Genomic DNA, 21,836 nt, shown 5'->3' with positions numbered 1-21,836 from the left:
CAGCGCGGCCCAGATCGGCGCAGGCGCCAGCGGTGAACGGTGAACACCAGCGAACACGTGGCCGCGATCTTCGCCGGCCCGACGCGGGACGCGATGATCACCGACACACGACGTGGGAGCAGGTCACCCAGCTGGACGATGAAGGGCTCGAGCGGGCGCTCTACGGCACGACCGTCGTCGAGCCGGGGGTCGCCCCAGCCGAGCCCGACTGCGCCTGGATTCACCGCGAGCGGCACCGGCCGCACGTGACGCTGGAGCTGCTGCACCTGGAGTACTTGCGGCAGCATCCCAGCGGTCTCCGGTACACCGCCTTCTGCAACCGGTACCGGGCGTGGCTCGCGCGGCGCGGCCTGGTGATGCGCCAGGTGCACGTCGCGGGCGAGAAGGACACGCTGGAGGCGTGTCTGCAGTCCGGCTCCGGCTCGAAGCGCCGTTGATCCGTGTGCGGGCGCGCGCGTCTCGGGAGCCGGGCGGCGCCCGCGCTCGGGCCGGCGCTTTCACACTGCACATCGACTGGCGCGGATTCTTCGTTCGCCGTCGACGGCGGGGGCGAGCGCTCGGCTGGCGTGATCGGCGACGTTGGCATGCGCACCCCCGCGTAGTGGCACGGTACGGGCTCTCCTTCTACGTCGAGTCCGATGGGTAGGCGCCCGACGACCGCTCGTCACTCATCATCCCACCCGGAGGCTTGCGCGGGTGACTGCCCGTCCAGGAGCCGCTCGATCAACCATGGCAACGAGAAGTAGTCCTCCATCACAGTGGCGAAGAACTCCATGTCGAACGGCAAGCGCGGCGGCGCCTGAGCTTCGGCCTTGCCGGCGACCCCGCTCTCGACGATTTGCCTTCGCGCTTCGTTGAGGGCGGCGGTGACCAGGTTGCGGCAAACAGGATCGGATATGGATTGCCGCACGCGCTCTGCGGCCTCTTCGTTCAGCGCCAGTGGCGCGCGCACGATGGGGGCCGGTGCAACGGCTTCTCCTTCCAGAATGCTACGAATGAATTGCGGTGTTGAGAAGAGCGCCCGCGTCACGCGGATGAAGAACGCCATGTCGAACGACTCCGCGGGCAGGCGGAGCGGAATCTCCTGGCCGTCCAGCGTAAAGCTCCTCGCGAACCGCCCCCACGCCTTTCCGAATGCAACGCTGACAAGGTTTCGAACCACTGGCTCGTGGATCGATTCCACGATCGCGCTTGCCGCGTCCGCGTCGATGGGTTGCACCTGTATCGATCGGCTGGTCATTTCGTTCCCCATTTCGTCAGCTTGTCGAAGTTCGCCGTGAAGGACCCGTTCGCCTTCAGGGGTGAATTGGTCTGGGGTCCTCAGATTTCCCCGAAACGCCGTGCCATCCTTGGTGAACACCAACGCTTCGCCTGCCGAGCCCACGAACATGGCTTCCGCGTTCGTCACCTTGCGCTCGAAAACATCATCTCTCCGGGCGCATCTGCCATGATCTGCGCCGCAGTTTGCCGGAACATGGCGATTCGCTCGTGGGGCGCCGCCGCCAGAATCCGTTTCTTGGCGTCGCTGAACATGAAGATCCCCGCACGTTTGTGCAACGGAGGAAAGCCTCCTTGCGCCGGCGCTGCCGCGGGCTCGACCTTCGGGGCAGCCGGCCTGGGCTGTTCCGCCGCCGGAGCCTGCGCCCTGGTGCCGGGTTTGGCAGGGGACTCCGGCTTCGGAGGTGACTTCGACGAACCACCATCGCCTTTGTTCGCAGCGCTCATGGCAGCTGCTGGAGCCTTGATTATCGAAGAATCGAATACGATGGTCCCTGCTGACGTGGCCATACTGCCGGCGTTGGCGGTCGCCAGGCGCGGTCCAGGGATGTCTATTCAAATTTCTCCAGCTCCAGGAAACAAAGATATTCCAACGCATGGGCTCACGCAACCCGTTCCAGATGACCTGAAAGTAGACCATCGCGTGCTCCTGGTCGAGCCGACCGAGGGCGACGAGCGCCTCCTGAACCACGGTGAGCCCGTTCGGCCCGTTGCCGTGCGCCACCGCCGACAGCACGGCGAGCTCCGCCTCCTTCTCGGCCTCGGCAGGGTCGGTGATCTCGGGGACGACGGCCGGACCGAGCACTGAGCGTCGGGGCACCCGTGGTTCACATGGCGTGACGACCTCACGGCTCTCCCCGGAATTCATGAGTGGGAGAACGCTGCTCGGCCCCTGCGGGTCCCACCGCATGAGCCTGGCGCGCCACGCAAATCCAGCATGATTGCAACCACTCGTGAGACCACTCCATGCCCTCTGTGACCCATGAAGCCCTGGTGGAGCTCTTCAAGAACCGGCCGACGCTCGCCGCCGAGATGCTGCATGACGCGCTCGGCCATCCGGTCCCGACCTTCACGGAGGCGCGCGTCGAGTCCTCCGATTTCACCGAGATCGTGCCCTCCGACCGCCGCGCGGACGTCGTCGTGCTGCTGGTCGGCGAACAGCAGCGGCCCGCGATGGCCATCGTGGTCGAGGTCCAGCTCCGCGTGGACCCGGACAAACCCTACGTCTGGCCGGTATACGTCACACAGACGCGGGCCCGGCACCGCTGCCCAACCGGGCTGCTGGTCGTGACCATCAACGCGGAGATGGCGAGCTGGTGCTCGCGGCCGATCGACACCGGCCACCCTGGCTGGACGCTGACGCCGCTGGTGCTCGGGCCCCAGGGCGTCCCGGTCGTCACCGACGCCGAGCAGGCGAAGGCGGCGCCCGAGGTCGCCGTGCTCTCCGCGATGGCGCACGGACAGAGCGAGGCGGCTGTAGCGATCGGTGAGGCGTTCTTCGCGGCGGCACCCGGGCTCGATGAGGAGCGCCGGGCCGTCTACGGGGATCTGGTGCTATCCTCGCTGAACGCAGCGGCGAGGCGGAGGTTGGAGGCGATGATGAAGAGCGGTTACCAGTTTCAGAGCGAATTCGCGCGCGGCTACGTAGCGAAGGGCCGTCAGGAGGGAATCCTCGAAGCCAAGGCGCAGGCCGTGCTCGCCTTCCTCGAGGCCCGCGGGCTGGAGGTCCCCGCCGAGGTCCGGGAACGCGTCCTCGCGAGCACCGACCTCGACGAGCTGGATCGCTGGATCCGCCGCGCCGCCGTGATCAGCGACGCCAGGGAGCTCCTCGCCACGACCGGCTCCTGAACCGACACCCGGGGCCCCAGGAGCAGCCGAGCGCGCCGCCCCTGTCGCCCGACGGCGATGCAGGGTGTCCTCCGCACCAGCCGACTTCTCCGCGCTCGCCTCCCTGCGCATCGGCGGCAACGCCGGCTCCCCGATCGCGGTCGATTCTCCGGCCTGGGTTGCGACAGGCTCGGGATCCCCTCGCCCCTTCGAAACGACAAGTCACGGAGCTCGCCGCGTCTCCTGAGGGAGACGCCAGGAATCGGCCCCTGAGCCGAATCAGAAGTCCAGCTTCGCAAGAGCCACAGCGGACGCCATGTCCGAGGCCTCGGTACGGAGTCGACGACCACGAGGGCCTGAGTCTGCTCGTATCCTTGAGAGCCCCACGCGCAGCCCCGCGCCCTGACTGTCGGGGGCCCCCTCGGGTCACATGGCGTGATGACCCCGGGAAGCTGCCCGGAATTCATGAGTGGGAGAACGCTGCTCGGCCCGTGCGGGTCCCACCGCATGAGCCTGGCGCGCCACGCAAATCCAGCATGATTGCAACCATTCGTGAGACCACTCCATGCCCTCTGTGACCCATGAAGCCTTGGTGGAGCTCTTCAAGAACCGGCCGACGCTCGCCGCCGAGATGCTGCACGACGCGCTCGGCCATCCGGTCCCGACCTTCACGGAGGCGCGCGTCGAGTCCTCCGATTTCACCGAGATCGTGCCCTCCGACCGCCGCGCGGACGTCGTCGTGCTGCTGGTCGGCGAGCAGCAGCGGCCCGCGATGGCCATCGTGGTCGAGGTCCAGCTCGGCGTGGACCCGGACAAACCCTACGTCTGGCCGGTGTACGTCACCCAGACGCGGGCCCGGCACCGCTGCCCAACCGGGCTGCTGGTCGTGACCATCAACGCGGGGATGGCGCGCTGGAGCGCGCGGCCGATCGACACCGGCCACCCTGGCTGGACGCTGACGCCGCTGGTGCTCGGGCCCCAGGGCGTCCCGGTCGTCACCGACGCCGGGCAGGCGAAGGCGGCGCCCGAGGTCGCCGTGCTCTCCGCGATGGCGCACGGACAGAGCGAGGCGGCCGAAGCCATCGGTGTGGCCTTTTTTTCGGGAGCGGCGGAGGGGCTCGATGAGGAGCACCGGGCCGTCTACGGGGATCTGGTGCTATCCTCGCTGAACGCAGCGGCGAGGCGGAAGTTGGAGGCGATGATGAAGAGCGGTTACCAGTTTCAGAGCGAATTCGCGCGCGGCTACGTAGCGAAAGGTCGGCAGGAGGGAAGCCTCGAAGCCAAGGCGCAGGCCGTGCTCGCCGTCCTCGAGGCCCGCGGGCTGGAGGTCCCCGCCGAGGTGCGGGAACGCGTCCTCGCAAGCACTGACCTCGACGAGCTGGACCGCTGGATCCGCCGTGCCGCGACCATCGGTGACGCCCGGGAGCTCCTCGCCACGACCGGCTCCTGAGAGCGCCCCAGGAGCGGACAAGCGCGCTGCTTCTGTCCTGGCAGGCGATGGCAGGCCGGCCGGGCACCATCCTACTTCTCCGCCCTCACCGCCTTCAGCGCCGGCGGCAGTGGCGGTAGCTTTTCAGAACGAAAACACACCGCTCTCTCCATGTCATCCGAGTGAAGGCGCCGGGTGTCCAAGCCGGAGCTGAATCGGAGGGCCAGCTACGCAAGAGCCACACCGGACACCATGTCCGAGGCCTCGGTACGGCGTTGGCGACCGTCGAGGGCTTGATTCCGCTCGTGCGCCCGAGCGCCCTCCCCTCTCGTTCAGCTGCATGCCATGACCGCCGGCGCACATGCGGGTCACATGGCGTGACGACCTCACGGAGCTGCCCGGAATTCATGAGTGGGAGGGCGCCGCTCGGCCCCTGCGGGTCCCACCGCATGAGCCTGGCGCGCCGCCCAAATCCAGCGTGATCGCAACCACTCGTGAGACCACTCCATGCCCTCTGTGACCCATGAAGCCCTGGTGGAGCTCTTCAAGAACCGGCCGACACTGGCCGTTGAGATGCTGCACGACGCGCTCGGCCATCCGGTCCCGACCTTCACGGAGGCGCGCGTCGATTCCTCCGATTTCACCGAGATCGTGCCCTCCGACCGCCGCGCGGACGTCGTCGTCGTGCTGCTGGTCGGCGAGCAGCAGCGGCCCGCGATGGCCATCGTGGTCGAGGTCCAGCTCCGCGTGGACCCGGACAAGCCCTACGTCTGGCCGGTGTACGTCACCCAGACGCGGGCCCGGCACCGCTGCCCGACCCGGCTGCTGGTCGTGACGATCGGCGCGGCGATGGCGCGGTGGAGCGCGCGGCCGATCGACACCGGCCACCCTGGCTGGACGCTGACGCCGCTGGTGCTCGGGCCGCAGGGCGTCCCGGTCGTCACCGACGCCGAGCAGGCGAAGGCGGCGCCCGAGGTGGCCGTGCTCTCGGCGATGGCACACGGACAGAGCGAGGCGGCGGAGGCGATCGGCGAGGCATTCTTCGCGGCGGCACCCGGGCTCGATGAGGAGCGCCGGGCCGTCTATGGGGATCTGGTGCTATCCTCGCTGAACGCAGCGGCGAGGCGGAGGTTGGAGGCGATGATGAAGAGCGGTTACCAGTTTCAGAGCGAATTCGCGCGCGGCTACGTGGCGAAGGGGCGAGAAGAAGGGATGCGCGAGGGCACCCTGAAGACCAAGGCACACGACGTGCTCGCCTTCCTCGAGGCCCGCGGGCTGGAGGTCCCCGCCGAAGTGCGAGAGCGTGTCCTCGCGAGCGCCGACCTCGACGAGCTGGACCGCTGGATCCGCCGCGCCGCCGTGATCAGCGACGCCAGGGAGCTCCTCGCCACGACCGGCTCCTGAACCGACACCCGGGGCCCCAGGAGCAGACGAGCGCGCTGCTCCTATCGCCAGACGGCGATGCAGCGTGCCCCCTGCCCTCCCCACTTCTCCGCGCTCGCTTCCCTGAGCACCGGCGGCAACGCCATCAGCCCTGGGCGCGGCCGATACCGCGGCTTCCGGCACGTCACGATCGGGATCGTCTCGCTTTTCAGAACGAAAACACACCGCTCTCGCCATGTCGTCCGAGTGAAGGCGCCGGGTGTCCAAGCCGGAGCTGAATCGGAGGGCCAGCTACGCAACAGCCACACCGGACACCATGTCCGAGGCCTCGGTACGGCGTTGGCGACCGTCGAGGGCTTGATTCCGCTCGTGCGCCCGAGCGCCCTCCTCTCTCGTTCAGCTGCGTGCCATGACCGCCGGCGCACATGCGGGTCACATGGCGTGACGACCTCACGGAGCTGCCCGGAATTCATGAGTGGGAGGGCGCCGCTCGGCCCCTGCGGGTCCCACCGCATGAGCCTGGCGCGCCACGCAAATCCAGCATGATCGCAACCACTCGTAAGACCACTCCATGCCCTCTGTGACCCATGAAGCCCTGGTGGAGCTCTTCAAGAACCGGCCGACACTGGCCGTTGAGATGCTGCACGACGCGCTCGGCCATCCGGTCCCGACCTTCACGGAGGCGCGCGTCGATTCCTCCGATTTCACCGAGATCGTGCCCTCCGACCGCCGCGCGGACGTCGTCGTCGTGCTGCTGGTCGGCGAGCAGCAGCGGCCCGCGATGGCCATCGTGGTCGAGGTCCAGCTCCGCGTGGACCCGGACAAGCCCTACGTCTGGCCGGTGTACGTCACCCAGACGCGCGCCCGGCACCGCTGCCCGACCCGGCTGCTGGTCGTGACGATCGGCGCGGCGATGGCGCGGTGGAGCGCGCGGCCGATCGACACCGGCCACCCTGGCTGGACGCTGACGCCGCTGGTGCTCGGGCCGCAGGGCGTCCCGGTCGTCACCGACGCCGAGCAGGCGAAGGCGGCGCCCGAGGTCGCCGTACTCTCGGCCATGGCGCACGGACAGAGCGAGGCGGCGGAGGCGATCGGCGAGGCATTCTTCGCGGCGGCGGCCGGGCTCGATGAGGAGCGCCGGGCCGTCTACGGGGATCTGGTGCTATCCTCGCTGAACGCAGCGGCGAGGCGGAGGTTGGAGGCGATGATGAAGAGCGGTTACCAGTTTCAGAGCGAGTTCGCGCGCGGCTACGTGGCGAAGGGCCGGCAGGAAGGCCGGAAGGAGGGAATCCTCGAAGCCAAGGCGCAGGCCGTGCTCGCCTTCCTCGAGGCCCGCGGGCTCGAGGTCCCCGCCGAGGTCCGGGAACGCGTCCTCGCGAGCACCGACATCGACGAGCTGGATCGCTGGATCCGCCGCGCCGCCGTGATCAGCGACGCCCAGGAGCTCCTCGCCACGACCGGCTCCTGAACCAACGCTTCGGGCCCCAGGAGCAGCCGAGCGCGCCGCCCCTGTCGCCCGACGGCGATGCAGGGTGTCCTCCGCACCAGCCGACTTCTCCGCGCTCGCCTCTGCGCATCGACGGTAAAGCCGGCCCCCCGATCGCGGTCGATTGGCCGGCTCGGGTTGCGACAGGCTCGGGGTCCCCTCGCCCCTCGAAGCGACAAATCACGGAGCTCGTCGCGTCTTCTGAGCGACACGCCAGGAATCGGCCCATGAGCTGAATCTGAGGGCCAGCTGCGCAAGAGCCACAGCGGACGCCATGTCCGAGGCATCGGTACGGTGTCGACGACCACGAGGGCCTGAGTCCGCTCGTGTTCCCGAGAGCCCCACGCGCAGCCTCGCCCCCTGACTGTCGAACAGGCGAAGGCGGCGCCCCAGGTGGCCGTGCTCTCCGCGATGGCGCACGGACAGAGCGAGGCGGCGGAGGCGATCGGCGAGGCATTCTTCGCAGCGGCGGCCGGGCTCGATGAGGAGCGCCGGGCCGTCTATGGGGATCTGATGCTATCCTCGCTGAACGCAGCGGCGAGGCGGAGGTTGGAGGCGATGATGAAGAGCGGTTACCAGTTTCAGAGCGAATTCGCGCGCGGCTACGTGGCGAAGGGCCGGCAGGAAGGCCGGAAGGAGGGAATCCTCGAAGCCAAGGCACACGACGTGCTCGCCTTCCTCGAGGCCCGTGGGCTCGAGGTCCCCGCCGAGGTGCGGGAGCGCGTCCTCGCGAGCGCCGACCTCGACGAGCTGGACCGCTGGATCCGCCGCGCCGCCGTGATCAGCGACGCCCGGGAGCTCCTCGCCACGACCGGCTCCTGAGAGCGCCTCGCGCACCAGGAGTTTTCTTGGCGCCCTTGGCGGCTTGGCGGTTCGCCTCACCGGCCGACTTCCGGCAGTAGAGCCACGGCGCCCGAGGTGAGTCAGCTGGCGGGAGCTCTCCGGGACCGGCGCTCGCCGGTCGGGCGGGCTCGGGGTCGTCCCGTCAGGGATCCGCGAACCCCGCGCTCAGGGCGATTCCCTGTCATCGCTCGCCTCGCCGTCTCCCGGCTCGCTCTCCTCCGACTCGCCGTCTCCCGGCTCGGACTCCTCGGACTCGCCGCCCTCCTCCCCCTCCTCTTCTCCTCCGCCGTAGGCGCCGCGGGAGGAGGGGAACGGCGCATAGTCCTTCATCTTGTCGGTGCCCGCGTACCAGTACTCCGCGGCGGCGCGCAGCCTCCGCTCGGCGTTCACGACGAGGGTGTACGCGGCGTCGCGGAGCTTGCGCGAGCGCACCGCCTCGAGTGAGAGCTTCTTGTCGGCGAGCATGCGCGCGAGCAGCGGCGAGAGCTCGCGGAGGCGCTCCGCCGCGGCACCCTCGCCGCGAGGCGCCTTCTGAACGGCCTCCGCGTGCTCGGCGCAGAGCAAGAGGAGATCGGAGGCGTCCTGGACCAGATCCGCGTCGCCGCTGCCCGCCCGGATCGCCATGAGCCGCTTTTGCCCTTCGGGGCTCTTCTTGAAGCGGAGATTGAAGAAGCGGAGCAGCGATTGCTTGATCTGGACGGCCTCGGCGGCCGGCCCCACGAAGGCCGCGGCGGCCCGCTCCTGGCGCTGCTGCGCCGCTTGCCAGCGCGATTGCACGACGCGCAGGAGCTCGATCTTCTCACGAAGCCCTCCGATCTCCTCGCGCGCGAGCAGGGGCTCCCCCTCGGCGAACGGCGTGCGCACGAGATCCGCCGCGTCGCGCTCGGCGGCGAGCTGAATCTGGCTCGACCAGATGACACGCCGAGCGAGCTTGCCTGGAAAGAAGGAGACGTTATCACCGAGCGACTCGGCCTCTCGAAGCAGCTCGGCCTCTCGCTCGGCGCTCAGCGTGAACTCGGGCGCACCGCCCGATGATCGGCGCGCGCCTCCGGCGTCGCTCGAAGCGCGCGAGCTCTGGGCGTTCTTGGTCCTGGATGAAGCGGCGGTGGGTGCCTTCGGTGCCATGGCGATGAGACGTCTCCTTGTCGAGGTCAGCGCCCCTCCGAGCAGAGGCGCGGTCGCTCAATGAGGAAATCGGCGGCGCCAAGGATTCGGGTCACAGGAGAGCACGATACCGACGATCTCGTCACACGATCGCAAGGAGACAGCGGCGCCGCGCAAGCGGACACCGAGGCTGCGCAGCAGCGGTGCAGCAGCGGCAACGGCCATGCGCAGGCGTCGAGCCATGGCAACCCAGGGCAGCAACCGGGCGTGCAGAGGGGCGCTGAGGCTGCACAGGAACCGCGCGATCGTACGATAGGACACATCAGTGGGTGCGCAGGAGGGTCGCGAAGGCCGCGCAGGAGCCACGCGATCGTACGATAGGACACAGCAATGGGTGCGCGGGAGGGTCGCCCGGGCTGCGCAGCAGGGCGCCGAGGCCGCGCAGCAAGGTCGCCGAGCCTGCGCAGCAGGGCCGCCGGGGCTGCGCAGCAGGGCGCCGAGGCCGCGCAGCAAGGTCGCCGAGCCTGCGCAGCAGGGCCGCCGGGGCTGCGCAGCAGGGCGCCGAGGCCGCGCAGCAAGGTCGCCGAGCCTGCGCAGCAGGGCCGCCGGGGCTGCGCAGCAGGGCGCCGAGGCCGCGCAGCAAGGTCGCCGAGCCTGCGCAGCAGGGCCGCCGGGGCTGCGCAGCAGGATTGCCGGTGCCGCGCAGGAGGGCGTCGAAGCCGCGCAGCAGGGCCGCCGGGACCGCGCAGCTCGTTCCGTCGCGCTCAGCGCACCAAGCCCGCCCCCCTCCACCCCCCAACGGTCACCAACGTGGCCGTGAACGTGAAAGTGGACGTGGACGTCCACGACGACGTTGGTGACTGCTGGGGGCTTGGTGCGCTGAGCGCGAGGGAACGAGCTTGGTTGACGCCGAGGGGGGCTTCCCCCCTATTTTTCCGCGCTCGCTTCCTTGAGCGGCGGCGGCAGCGCCGGCAGCCCCGGCCGCGGGCGATACCCCGGCTTCCGGTACGACAGGATCGGGATCGCCTCGTTCTTGTACGGCGCGCGCTCCCCCGGCTTCGGGCACTGATCTCGCACCCAGTACACGTCGTACGCCACGATCTCGTCCTCCGGCCGCCCGGTCCGCTCATGATACCTGAGCAGGTAGTCCTGGAGACCCGGCTTGCGAAACGCCTTGTTCCGATCGAGCCGGATCCGGTTGAAATAGTCCTGCCGGATCTGCCCGAGCCCCAGCCCCCGCGCGTCGGAGAGGTTCAGATCCGGCGGGAGCCCCGTGAACGGATCCACATGCCGGCCGTCGACCGTGATCGCGTCGACGCTGATCGACCCGTCCTCCGTGATCGGGTTCGGCGCGAACATCCCCCAGCCCTGGAGGATGCGCGGATACACGATCGTCGCCTGCACGAACTTCGGCTGAGTGTGCTTGAGGAACGCCGGAACGCTCTTGTTCTCGTTGATGGCCTGGCTCACCGCGCAGAGCCCGAGGTACGCGACGAGCGCCTCCCGCGCGATCGTCCTCCCGCGGGCGAAGCGCTCCGCGAGCGGCGACGGGCTCTCCCCCCCGCCAGCACCCCGCCCGCGCGGCGCCCGATCCAGCCCGAAATACCGCGCGATCCCGTCGCGCCGCCGCGAGGCGACCCCGAGCAGCGCGCCCGGCGCGCCGAGGGCCAGCGCCCAGACGAACGGCCACGCAAAGCGACCTCCAGGGAGCGCCCGCACGATCTCGCGCAGCGCCGCCGCACCGCGGAACACCCGCCCATCCGCCGGGTCGCTCGCGTCGCGCACCTCGAAGAGCTCCGGCCGGAGCTCCCCTCCCCCGTCCACCTCCGCGCCGCCCGCCGGGACAGCGCGCGCCTCCTCGAACCGGAGCAGCTCCAGCGCGTCGAGCCGGACAAGCAACCGCATGAGCGCGAACGCGAGCGGCGAATCGCCGTCATAAACGACGACCCGGGGCTCCGCGCGGCGGCGATACCACCGCGCGAGCGCGTCCCAGTGCTGCGCCGTCGGCAGCAGGAACGACCAGGCGATCATGAACCACGAGAACGGGCCGAGGCGCATCATCACCCCGAACGTCCCGTGCAGGGCCCACATCCCCCCCATCGCGAGCGCCCGCGTGAAGCGGCGGCCATAGGGCGAGAGGATCCACGTGATGAGCAGCGCCTCGAGCACCAGCACGCCCCAGGTGAGCCCCTTCGTCGCCCAGAAAGGGATGAGCTCCCGCGCGAGGACGGCGATCCCGGTCACCATGCGATCGAGGTGCAAGACGTAATGCACCGTCTCGCCGCGACGCCAGATCTGGCCCGACTTGTTGACGACGTTGAAATAATAGATGGTCGCCAGGTTCAGGATCGCGAGGAGCACGACCCCCGAGACGTACGGCCGCTCGGCCCACTCGGGTCGCCTCCGATCCGCGAGATCGGCGGCCGTCCGCTCCCGCCGCTCGCGGAACGAGCGGATCAGCGCGTCGACGGAGAAGCGCCTGCCGGTCGGCATGAACATGGCCCAGCAGGTGATGATGTTCACGACGACATAGCCGCCGTTCTCGATCATCACGATCCGGTTGTCCCTGCTCGCCACGAGCACGAACGACAGGATCGAGAACAGCCGCGTGTTCCATCCGACGAAGAAGCAGAGGAAGCAGAAGAGCGAGAGCGCGAACGCGACGTGGACCTCTGCCGTCGACGAGAACGCGTGATACAGGCTGAAGTTGTATCCGCTGCTCGGGTGGAAGAGGTGATAGTGGTTGGTGAGCACCCCGTCGTTGCTGTAGATCCAGCTCGCCTCGGCCCAGTGGCGCACGCAGTCGGCCGACAGGAGGAAGCCGAGCACCAGCCTGAACAGGCCGAGCGTGCGGACGTCGATGGTGCAGTAACGCTCCTTGATCCATCGCCCCACCCGCCGGAGGCGCCCCTCGGCCGGACGCCTCGGAGCCCCGCCCCCGGGCGCCGGCGGCGCGCCCTCGCCGCACGGCGCGCTCTCCGGCGCTTCGCCGTCGCCGGACGGGACATCCCCTGTCGGCGCGCCTTCACCGGGCGGCGCGCCAGCGCCACTTCCGAGCGCCGCGTCGGATTCCGCGGCGCCCGGGTCCTCGTCAGGCCGACCCATCCGAGCGCCTCACTTCGGCTTGCCGTGGTGCCGGAGGACGCTCGGCGCGATGGGTAGGCCCCGCTCGCCCAGCTTTCCCAGGCCGCCCCGCGAGTGCGAGAACAGCTTGTCCCGCTCGAAGCTGCTCGGCGCGGGCTCGCCCGGCGCGGGGATCGGCGCCGAGACCCAGTACGCATCGAAGCCCGACAGCGACGCCTCGCGCCCTTTCCCGGACGCCTGGGGCCCGCCCTTCGCGAGGTAGTCGCGGAAGGCCCGCTGGTAATCGGACCACTCCGGCCGCCGGATGCGATCGAGGTAATCGGACCAGAGCTGGCCGAGCCGCGCCCCGGAATGCGCCGCAGGCTGGAGCCGCGGCTCCTCCCCGGTCAGCGGATCGATCGGCTCCGACGCGCGCGTCTGGCCGTCGATCACCATCAGCGCGTTGTCCCGCGGCGGCTCGGGCGCCATCACGTTCCACCTCGCCAGCATGCGCGGCCACGACGCCACGCCCGCGAGCACCGCCCCCTGCGGGACGGCCGCCGCGCCGGGCAGCGGGTTCTCCTTCGCCGTCTGCGCCAGCACCGCGGCGAGCACCACGAGCACCGCCGCCTCCCGCACCGACCCCAGCGCGAGCCGCGCCGTCCGCACCGCCGGCGCAGGGACTTCCGGAGCCGGGCCCGCGTCGCCGCCGTCCGCCTCGCCCTCGTCGGGCAGCGGGACCCCGCACGCCTGCCGCCCCAGGAGCTCGCTGATGCGGTGCCTGCGGGCTGCTACGACGTCGTAGAGCGCGTTCAGGAGGTGCGAGACGCCCGGCAGCTTGAGCGGCCAGGCGAGCCAGCCGAGCGGCAACGCCAGGAGCCCCTCGGTCACCGCGGCGCCCCGCGTGTACACGCGCCCCTTCCGGTCGATCGCGAGCGCCGTCCGCTCCACGAGCTCCGGCGTGACCTCCTTCGGCATCGGCACGCGCTCCTCGGCCCCCGTCTGGTTGCGGACGTAGAGCTCGTCGAGCGTCACGTTGCCCTGGAACGTCAGGTGCTCGCGCAGATCGAGCCGCTTGATCAGGCGCGCCAGGAGGAGGCAAACCCCGCAGTCGGCGTCGTACACGAGCGTGCGCGCGCGCCCCTCGCTCCAGGAGCGCTCGTACACGTCCCAGAGCTCACCGGGCAGCACGAGCGGCGCGGCGGCGGCGAGCGCCCAGCCGAACAGCCCGAGATCGAAGAAGACCCCGAGGATCAGCCCGTGCAGGACCATCAGCGCGGCCGCGACCCCGCGCGTCCAGCGGAAGAGCGCCGGGACGAAGAGCAGCGCCGGGATCGCGAGCTGCATGGCCCACGTGCCGAACGTGAGCCCGCGCAGCGTGCCGAGCGGCAGGACGTCGCGGAGCCAGGTGCCCGCGTCGCTCGCCAGGCGCTCGGCGTGGAGCGCATAGTAGAACGCCGTCCCGTCGCGCCACGCCTCGCCGCGCTGCTGGAGCGCCGTACAGAGGTAGATGAGGGCGAGCTGGAGCAGCACGGCCAGCGCGGCGAGCGACGCCGGCGACCACCCCGGCAGGCGCGCGGCCGCGATCTCGGCCTCCGAGGCCCTCGACCTGTCGTTCAGCTCCGTGTCGCGCTTCTCGTCCCGCAGGGAGAGCGAGGCGCGGAGGCTGTCGAGCGACAGGCGGCTCCCGCACGGCAGGAACGCCGTGAGCGCGAGGAGCGCGATCGCGGCGTAGTTGCCGGCGTTCTCCAGCAGGACGTTCCTCGACGTCAGGCTCACCAGCACGAGCACCGAGAGCACGTGGAAGACGCGCGTCCGGTGGCCGATGAGGAACAGGGCGTAGATGACGAGCGCCAGCGAGAAGGCGAAGTGGGCCTCTCCCTCCGTCGAGATGGCGTGGAACAGGCTGAAGACCTGCTGCTTGCCCCGGAGGTTGAAGAGGTGGTTGTGGTTCGGGAGGACGCCCTCGTTCGAGTAGAAGTCCCGCACCCATCGCCACCGCCCGAAGAGGTCGGCGATAAGGACCAGCCCGAAGGTGATGCGAAACAACCCGAGCGAACGGGCATCAAGACGCAAGAAGTGATCGCGAAGTGATTTCACGGAGAGTCCTCGACACGGAATCCGTAATCCGATGCGTGCTCGAGCTCAGGGACGCTCGGCTTACGCAAGAGCAGGGAGCGCACCGTCCAGAGATCGCCGAAGACGCGGTAGCGCAGCGCGGTCTGGTCGAGGTAATCGACGCCCGCGGAGCCGCCCGTGCCGGTGCGCCGGCCGATCACCCGCTCGACCATCCGCGCGTGGCGCTGCCGCCAGATGAGCATGGCCTGCTCCATCTCCAGGATGCGGTCGAGCACCTCGCGCGGCCACGCGAGCCGGGGCAGCTCGCGGTAGCTCTCGATGAAGACGATCGCCGCGCGGACCGCCCGGCGCTTCTCGCGCGTGGCCGCGTCGGCCGCCGGATCGTCCTCGGCGAGCAGGAACGCCTCGGCGGCCGCGCTCTCCGCCTCGTAGCGCGCGCGGAGCCGCTCGACGTCCGGCGGGGTGAGCGCCTTGTCGATCGCCATCTGGACGCGGCGCTCGTTCTCCTTGCGCATCGAGCGCGTGTAGCTGCGCAGGAAGCTCATGACGCCCTCCGGCTCGCTCGATCCGTCGATCGGCGTCCGCGAGAGCCACTCGTCCAGGAAGTGCTTGAGGCTCGGCCCGCTCGCGAGCCTCGCCTCCACGCGGCGCGTCGCCGCCGAGGGCGCGCCGTCCGCGGTCTTGAGCGCCTCCTTGTAGCTGCCCTCCCGGCCGAGCGGGATCCGGAGCGCGTCGTCGAGGCCCAGCAGGAGCTCGATCTCGCGCAGCTGCGCCGACTGGAAGCCGCTCGCGGGGATGAGGCGATCGCGGAAATCGAGGTAGTCGCGGGTCGTGAGCGTCTCCATGACCCGGAAGTGCTCGATCGCCTGCTCGAAGATGGTGACGATCCGCCGGAACGAGCGCGCCGCGGAGGCGAGCTTCTGATCGGGCACCGGGTTCTGGCGGAAGAGCTCGCGCGCCGAGGTGAGCTCCCGGAGGATGAGCTTGAACCAGAGCTCGTAGATCTGGTGGACGACGATGAACAGGGCCTCGTCGTTGCCGACCTTCTGCTCGTCGTCGTCGAATCCACCCTGGAGGGCGAGCAGCTCCTCGACGTGGATGTAATCCCAGTAATTCATGTCCTTGGTGATTCGAGAGGCGCCGCCAGCGGCGTTCGCGCGGGCGTGTTCGCAGCAAGGGGTGCGCCCGCGCCACGAGCGGCGCCGGGAGTCTACTTCCCGCCCCCCAGGAAACGGAAGGGCCTGGCACGGGTCGCACGGATTGCGCGCCTGCGCAAAAAGCAACGGGATGCGCCGCCGGGCGAGCGCGCGCGGCGTGGCGGAGCGCGCTCGGCGTGGCGGGGCGCACGCGGGCGGCCTCCACCGCGGAGCGCGCGCTGCGCGCTCAGGGCGCGCTCGCGGCGCCGGGAGGCGGATCGGCCGGGGCGCGCCGCACGCCGTCGGGGCCCACATCGACGGGCGGCGCGTAGCTCTTGAGCTCGGCCCGCTCGTGGCTCGCGCCGCCCGCGGCCTCGATCACCACGACGCCGACGTCCGGGCAGAACGTCGACACGTAGCGCGCGGGCCTGTCGCCGAGGCGCTCCTCCACGGTCTGCACGCACCCGGTGAACCGCCCCGCGGGCACCTCGATCGTCACGTCGACCGCGGCGATCCGCGCACGGCCGCCGTGCTCGCCGGTCCACGTGGTCCCGGGCGCGATCGGCTCCTTGAGCACGAAGACGCCCGTGTCGCCGCGGATCACGCCCTCGCTGGTGAACTCGAAGCGCTTCACGCCCGAGGGGAACCGGAGCTCGCCGCGGCGCGCGTCCGCGCGGTGCACGCGCGCGACGAGGAGGCCCTGCTCGCCGCCCTCGCTCAGGGTCGCGTAGTGGTAGATGTGCCCGTCGACGAGCGGGAAATAGCGCTCGGCCCGCGTGCCCGAGGCGGCGCCCCGCTGCCCGTCGGGCGCCGCGTTCCACGCCGCGGGCCGACCCTGGCCGGGGGCGCCGCCGCAGGCGATCAGCGCGAGCGCGAGCGCGGCGAGCCAGCGCGCGGGGGGGCGGCCTGAGGGACGTCCGGGCTCGGCGTTCACCGCGCTGCCTCCTCGGTCGTCACGGGCGTCACGGGCGGGGTCGTCACGGGGCCGCGTGGCCGTGGGACCAGTACCAGAGCGCGAGGAACGCGAGCAGCGCCATGGCCGCGACGAGCAGGACGACGGCCAGCGGGTCGGGGTCGATCCGGCGCAGCAGCGCCCGCGCCGCGCGGCGGATCTCGTCGCGCTCGGCCTCCTTCGCGAGCCGCCCCGCCTCGGCGCGGACCAGCGCGTAGTCACCGCGCTCGAACGCCTGCTCGAGGCGCTCGATCTCGGGATCGCGAGGGCGCGCCGGCGCGTCGTCGCCGGGGGGCGGCGCCGCCTTCTCGCCGCGCCGCTTCCCGCGCTTCTTCGGCGGGCGCCGCGGCTCGGCGTCGGCCTGCGCGTCCGGCGGCGAGCCGGGATCCGGCTCGGGCCGGGCGTCGGTGTCGGCCTGCTCCGTGTCGGTCACGAACAGCTCTCGGTGGTGATGTGGGCCATGGCCGAACCCGCGGCAGATCCCCGGGACGGCGCAGGCTACCTCAGGCCCGGCCGCGCGTGCCCGAAAAAGGCCAGAAAAGCCGCTGTCCGCCGGCGTTTGCCACCGGCGGGCTCTCCGGGCGCTCCGGTGGCGAGCGCCGGGCGCGCGGCGCGCTCATCCGATGCGCCCCGGCCTACTCGAACGGCAGCCGGTTCCGCTGCCGATCGACCTCGGCCGGATCCGGGCGGTCTCTCCACGGGACCATCGCCTCGCCCTCGCCGCTCACCACGCAACGGAGCGCCTCGCAGGCGGCCCGGTAGTACGCCTTGCGACCGCAGCCGACGGCCTTGAAATGACCGCCGAGCTGCTCCTCGATGCGGACGTCCTTGTCGGCGCAGTCGAGGTCGGAGGTGGCGCGCGCACGGACCATCGGCATCGCGTTCGACGGCACGTTGGACACGCTGCACGCCAGCGAGAGCGCGCCGGCGAGGAGCACGGCGAGGGGGGCGAGGGCGGTGAGACGGGGCGGGCGCACGGCGGGAGCGTAGATCACAACGGGAGATCGCGCCGACTCCTCTCTGCGCCGGCGGCGGACAGCGTCATCCATCCAAGCTGGCGGGCCGGGGTCGTGCCGGGGGGACGCGTCGCTATCCTGGCCGAGGCCGTCGGCATCCCCGGACGTGGCCTGCCTTACACGTGCATGGACTGCCGCTCCGGCCACCAGCTACGCTCACTGGATCATGAGCAAGGTCACCGCGCTCGGGATGGACACGATCACCGAGAAGTCGGGGCACCAGATGACCGGCATGGCGGTGAGCGTGTGCACCACGCCGGCGGCGCCGAGCCCAGTGCCGATCCCGTACCCGACCGCAGGCACGGTGGCCGAGGGGATCACCGACCCGCCGATGCGCACGAAGATCAACGGCGCGAAGATCCTGACCGTCGGCGGGTGCATGAAGGCGTGCCACGGCAACGAGCCGGGCACGCTCAAGGAGGTTGTCAGCCTCAACACGGCCGGTCCGTGCTTCCCGTGGCTCGGCGCGCCCAACGTGCTCATCGAGCTCGGCATGGCCGGCATCACCGGCAGCATGGGACAGATGAACAAGTCGGTCACGGTGGGGGCCGGCGCCAGCGGCAGCGGAGCCGGCAACGCGGGAGGCCGTGGTGGCGGCAGCACCGGCGGCGGGGCCGGCGCGCCCGGCGGCGGTGGGCCGCAGGGGCCGCGCGGAGGAGGAGGCGGGGGCGGCGGGACGAGCCATCAGGGCGCGAGCGGACCGCCCGGAAGCTCGTCGGCCCCGCCGGACGCGCACACCTGCCAGGACGGGCACCCGGTCAACGTGGCGACCGGGGATGTCGTGGATCAAGCCGTGGACCTGGATCTGCCGGGGCTGATTCCGCTGATTTGGAGGCGGTACTATTCGTCCGCGCGCAGCGGCGACGCCGCCGCGAGCCTGGGTCCCGGATGGGCGCACGGCTTCGAGCAGCGGATCACGGAAGACGAGCGCGCTCTGACGCTGCGCGACGCCGAGGGGCGGTCGATCTACTTCGCCAAGGCGGCGGCAGGGGAGAGCACGTTCCACCGCCGCGAGCGGCTGGTGCTCTCGCGCGAGAGGGACGGCACGCTCCACGTGTACAGCCTCGACACGCGCCGCACGCACGTCTTCTCCGCAGACGCGCCCGCAGGGCCAGCGCGGCTGCGCGCGATCCGCGACGCGTGGGGCAACGCCATCGCGCTGGACTACGAGGGACGAGAGCTGCGCCGCGTCGTCGACACCGCCGGCCGCGAAGTGAAGGTCGCGTGGAAGGACGGGCGGATCTCGCGGCTGGAGGTGTGGAGCGAGCGGCGGCTCTGGCTGTGGGTCGAGTACCGGTACTACACCGGGTCGGGGTGCCTGTTCGCGGCGGTGGACGCCCTCGGCAACGCGGACACCTACGAGTACGACCGCGAGCGGCGCATGGTCGCCACGACGATCAAGACGGGCGCGCGCTTCCAGTACGCCTATGGCGACTCGGGCAGGTGCGTCAAGACGTGGGGACCGGAGGGGCTCTACGAGATCTCGCTCCGCGCCGACTCGAGGGCGCGCATCACGGCGGTCGAGGGGGAAGAGCCGCGGGTTTACGCCTGGAACGAGCACGGCCTGATGACGCGCGAAGCGCTGCCGGACGGGACGGTCATTGAAGAGCGCGCGTACGACAAAGACGGCTTCCTGATCGCGGAGGCCGACGGCGAGGGCGCTGGCACGGAGCACTGGTACGACGAACGGGGCAACCGCATCCGGTCGGTCGACGCGGAGGGAGGATACACGACGACCGTCTACGACGAGCGCGACCTGCCCGTTCGGCGCGTAACGCCGGACGGGCTGGAGACGAGGTTCGCGCACGACGAGCGCGGGGCGCTGACCGAGATCGTGGAGCCTTCGGGGCGGACGATGTGGCTGACGTGGGATGCGCGCGGCCGGCTGACGGCGATCCACAACGCCGAAGGGCTGGTGCGGGCGTGGGAGTACAACGAGCACCACAACGTCGTCGCCGAGACGGACGAGCGCGGCGCGCGGACGACGTACACCTACGATGGGCTGGGGCGCGCGATCTCGCGCGTCGACGCGCTCGGGCGTGAGACGCGCGTACACCACGATGGGCTGGGGCGGCCGCTGCACGTCTTCTTCCCGGACGGCACGAAGCTGACGCGGCTCCGCGACGCCGCGGGCAACGTCGTGCGGGAGGTGGACGCACTCGGCCGCGCGACGCTCATGGGCTACGCCGGCATGGGCGTGCTCGCGTGGCTCAAGGATGCGGAAGGGCGAGAGTGGCGCTTCGAGTACACCAGCAAGGAGCGGCTGCGCGCGATCAAGAATCCTCGCGGGGAGGTGTACTCGTTCGAGCGCGATGACGCGGGGCGCGTGCGCCGGGAGCAGACCTTCGACGGGCGGGAGCTCCGGTATCACTGGACCGGCGCCGGGCGGGTGAGGGAGATCCACTACCCGGACAAGACATGGCGGCTGTTCGGCTACGATCGGAGAGGCCTGCTCACCAGCGAGCGGGCCAGCGACGGAAGCAACGTGTCGTATGGCCGCGACCGGAGGGGGCGGGTGTTCGCGGCGGTGCTCGAGGAGGACAGCGGCGAGCTCGTCGAGACCAGGATCGAGCGCGACGCGCTCGGCAGGGTCACCGTCGAGCGGCAAGGAGATCTCGCGATCCGGTACGGCTACGACGCGCGCGGACGGCGCGTGGAGCGGGTGATGCCCAACGGGGCGAGGACGCGGTATGCGTACGACGCGGCCGGTGCGCTGGTCGGGGTGGAGCACGGTGGCGTGACGATCGGGATCGAGCGCGACCTCTTGGGGCGGGAGGTGGCGCGCGGCAACGCGGACGTGGGGCTCGTGATCCGGAGCGCTTGTGACGCGATGGACCGGCTGATCGAGCAGCGCGCGACGGCGCCCGCGCCGGGCGAGGGTGTGCCCGCGGTGCTGCTCTCGCGGCGGTGGGAGCGCGATGGAGCGGGGCGCGTCACGCGGGTCGAGGACGCGCGCTGGGGAGCGACCGCGTACCGGTACAGCCGCGGCGGGGACCTGGTCGAGGCGGCGCGCGGGGCACACCGGGAGGTGTTCGCCTACGACGGCGCCGGCGCGCTCGTGCAGGTGCTCGAGGGGCTGGAGGCGCAGGTGACCCCGGCGGACGTGTGGTGGACCGGCGGGCGGTCGCCGCGGTGGACGACCGCGCCGGGGAACGTGCTGCGGCAGACGGACAGGCACCGCTATGCGTACGACGCGCGCAGCAGGCGTGTCGGCAAGTGCGAGATGGCGGCGGGGAGCAACGAGAAGGCGACCGGGGCCGATGGCGCAGCGCGGCCGGAGCGCGAAGCACGGGAGACGCGGTATGCGTGGGACGTCCGTGATCGACTCCGCGAGGTGCTGCTGCCCTCGGGCGAGCGCATGCGGATGACGTACGACGCGTTCGGCCGGCGGGTGCGCAAGGAGGTCATCGGCGCGAGCGGCCAGACGGCGCGTGCGCTCACGTTCGTATGGGATGGAGACGCGCTCGCGGGGGAGGTGGATCGCGAGCGTGGCGCGCGCTGCTTCGTCCACGAGCCGGGCACGCTGGTGCCGCTCTTGCAGGCCGAGCGGGGGGACGTGTTCGCCTACGTGAACGACCCGTTGGGCACGCCGAAGGAGCTGATCGATGACAAGGGACTCGTGGCGTGGTCGGCCGCACACTCGGCTTGGGGGAAGGTGGTCGAGACCTACGGCGATCGCATCAGCGGGCTGAACCACCGCGGCGAGGTCAGCTCGCCGTTCAGGCTGCTGGGGCAATATGAGGACGAGGAGACGGGGCTGTGCTCGACGCGCTTCCGGTACTTCGATCCGGAGGTGGGGCGGTGGCTCTCGTCCGATCCGCTGGGGGTGCTGGGCGGGCTCGAGCTGTTCGGGTTCGACGGATGCGCAGTCAACGAGAGCGATCCCCTGGGCCTTACGACAGGCAATCCACATGACCACGATTTACCCGCCAACTTACTCAAGGACCCCAAATCGATCTGGGGCAAGTCTTCGCAAGAAATCGCCGACGTCTTCGGGCGCGCTGGGTACAAAGCGACGATAGAACCATCGACCAAAGGTTCGAAGCTCTCGACACAGATCAGAATCTCCGGACACCCAGAGATATCCAATATCCAGGTTCACCCTGGCGGCGGCCGACACGAGGGAGCCTACTACAAAATATCAACATCCACACAAGGCAAGATCAAGGTGGTTGACCCTGACAGCTATGTCCCTACTCCTGGGGAAAAGGCGACGATCGTTCCGTTCAAATGAGACGCG

Annotated in this window: 14 protein-coding genes and 1 pseudogene; 7 read left to right on the top strand and 8 right to left on the bottom strand. The window is 70.6% G+C overall.

Features of this window, described 5'->3' with window-relative positions; genetic code table 11:
• Positions 1–32: 32 nt before the first annotated feature.
• Positions 33–437 carry a hypothetical protein gene (locus tag WMF44_RS45155; protein WP_437296228.1) on the top strand — a complete coding sequence of 135 codons (405 nt, stop codon included), beginning with the start codon at positions 33–35 and terminating at the stop codon, positions 435–437.
• Between the two features lie 227 nt (positions 438–664).
• Here the strand turns inward: WMF44_RS45155 and WMF44_RS45150 are convergent, their stop codons facing one another.
• Positions 665–2,146, bottom strand: a complete 1,482-nt coding sequence (locus WMF44_RS45150; protein WP_437296227.1) for a hypothetical protein — start codon at positions 2,144–2,146, stop codon at positions 665–667.
• Positions 2,147–2,244: 98 nt separating this feature from the next.
• Here WMF44_RS45150 and WMF44_RS45145 point away from each other — a divergent pair, with 98 nt between their 5' ends.
• The 5 genes and pseudogenes from WMF44_RS45145 to WMF44_RS45125 form a co-directional block, all read left to right on the top strand.
• On the top strand, positions 2,245–3,126 hold the full coding sequence (locus WMF44_RS45145; RefSeq protein WP_437296226.1) for a hypothetical protein: 882 nt from the start codon (positions 2,245–2,247) through the stop codon (positions 3,124–3,126).
• 610 nt (positions 3,127–3,736) lie between these two features.
• Positions 3,737–4,555, top strand: coding sequence for a hypothetical protein (locus tag WMF44_RS45140; RefSeq protein ID WP_437296225.1), 819 nt, complete (start codon positions 3,737–3,739; stop codon positions 4,553–4,555).
• 486 nt (positions 4,556–5,041) lie between these two features.
• Complete coding sequence (locus WMF44_RS45135) at positions 5,042–5,938, top strand: hypothetical protein (RefSeq protein ID WP_437296224.1); 897 nt, start codon at positions 5,042–5,044, stop codon at positions 5,936–5,938.
• Positions 5,939–6,488: 550 nt separating this feature from the next.
• Positions 6,489–7,385: a hypothetical protein gene (locus WMF44_RS45130; RefSeq protein ID WP_437296223.1), complete on the top strand. Its 897-nt coding sequence runs from the start codon at positions 6,489–6,491 to the stop codon at positions 7,383–7,385.
• Positions 7,386–7,769: 384 nt separating this feature from the next.
• A pseudogene (locus WMF44_RS45125) lies at positions 7,770–8,225 on the top strand (hypothetical protein); the annotation flags it as partial.
• A 186-nt stretch (positions 8,226–8,411) separates the two neighbouring features.
• Here the strand turns inward: WMF44_RS45125 and WMF44_RS45120 are convergent.
• The 7 genes from WMF44_RS45120 to WMF44_RS45090 form a co-directional block, all read right to left on the bottom strand.
• Positions 8,412–9,371, bottom strand: a complete 960-nt coding sequence (locus tag WMF44_RS45120) for an ATPase (protein ID WP_437296222.1) — start codon at positions 9,369–9,371, stop codon at positions 8,412–8,414.
• 906 nt (positions 9,372–10,277) lie between these two features.
• Entirely contained in the window at positions 10,278–12,455 is a 2,178-nt protein-coding gene (locus WMF44_RS45115) for a hypothetical protein (RefSeq protein WP_437296221.1), read from the bottom strand.
• A gap of 9 nt (positions 12,456–12,464) precedes the next feature.
• On the bottom strand, positions 12,465–14,513 hold the full coding sequence (locus tag WMF44_RS45110; RefSeq protein WP_437296220.1) for a DCC1-like thiol-disulfide oxidoreductase family protein: 2,049 nt from the start codon (positions 14,511–14,513) through the stop codon (positions 12,465–12,467).
• On the bottom strand, positions 14,510–15,610 hold the full coding sequence (locus tag WMF44_RS45105; protein ID WP_437296219.1) for a tryptophan 2,3-dioxygenase family protein: 1,101 nt from the start codon (positions 15,608–15,610) through the stop codon (positions 14,510–14,512). Before WMF44_RS45105 ends, WMF44_RS45110 begins: the two co-directional genes overlap by 4 nt.
• Positions 15,611–15,875: 265 nt before the next feature.
• On the bottom strand, positions 15,876–16,562 hold the full coding sequence (locus WMF44_RS45100; RefSeq protein WP_437296218.1) for a hypothetical protein: 687 nt from the start codon (positions 16,560–16,562) through the stop codon (positions 15,876–15,878).
• Between the two features lie 43 nt (positions 16,563–16,605).
• Complete coding sequence (locus WMF44_RS45095) at positions 16,606–17,013, bottom strand: hypothetical protein (protein WP_437296217.1); 408 nt, start codon at positions 17,011–17,013, stop codon at positions 16,606–16,608.
• A gap of 202 nt (positions 17,014–17,215) precedes the next feature.
• Positions 17,216–17,557: a hypothetical protein gene (locus WMF44_RS45090; protein WP_437296216.1), complete on the bottom strand. Its 342-nt coding sequence runs from the start codon at positions 17,555–17,557 to the stop codon at positions 17,216–17,218.
• 205 nt (positions 17,558–17,762) lie between these two features.
• On the opposite strand from WMF44_RS45090, the gene WMF44_RS45085 reads away from it, so the two are divergent.
• A complete protein-coding gene (locus WMF44_RS45085; RefSeq protein ID WP_437296215.1) occupies positions 17,763–21,830 on the top strand; it encodes a DUF6531 domain-containing protein in 4,068 nt (1,355 codons plus the stop codon).
• Positions 21,831–21,836: the final 6 nt, after the last annotated feature.

The sequence above is a fragment of the Sorangium sp. So ce426 genome, from assembly GCF_051475585.1.
Classification (GTDB): domain Bacteria; phylum Myxococcota_A; class Polyangia; order Polyangiales; family Polyangiaceae; genus Sorangium; species Sorangium cellulosum_B.
The sequence above is the reverse complement of the archived record's forward strand: the minus strand, read 5'-3'. Positions and strand labels throughout refer to the sequence as shown.

Bases quoted from the DNA above. Each gene is read 5' to 3' on its own strand.
- WMF44_RS45105 (WP_437296219.1), bottom strand. From the start codon at position 15,610: ATGAATTACTGGGATTACATCCACGTCGAGGAGCTGCTCGCCCTCCAG.
- WMF44_RS45120 (WP_437296222.1), bottom strand. From the start codon at position 9,371: ATGGCACCGAAGGCACCCACCGCCGCTTCATCCAGGACCAAGAACGCC.
- WMF44_RS45140 (WP_437296225.1), top strand. From the start codon at position 3,737: ATGCTGCACGACGCGCTCGGCCATCCGGTCCCGACCTTCACGGAGGCG.
- WMF44_RS45115 (WP_437296221.1), bottom strand. From the start codon at position 12,455: ATGGGTCGGCCTGACGAGGACCCGGGCGCCGCGGAATCCGACGCGGCG.
- WMF44_RS45150 (WP_437296227.1), bottom strand. From the start codon at position 2,146: ATGAATTCCGGGGAGAGCCGTGAGGTCGTCACGCCATGTGAACCACGG.
- WMF44_RS45085 (WP_437296215.1), top strand. From the start codon at position 17,763: ATGAGCAAGGTCACCGCGCTCGGGATGGACACGATCACCGAGAAGTCG.
- WMF44_RS45130 (WP_437296223.1), top strand. From the start codon at position 6,489: ATGCCCTCTGTGACCCATGAAGCCCTGGTGGAGCTCTTCAAGAACCGG.
- WMF44_RS45145 (WP_437296226.1), top strand. From the start codon at position 2,245: ATGCCCTCTGTGACCCATGAAGCCCTGGTGGAGCTCTTCAAGAACCGG.
- WMF44_RS45135 (WP_437296224.1), top strand. From the start codon at position 5,042: ATGCCCTCTGTGACCCATGAAGCCCTGGTGGAGCTCTTCAAGAACCGG.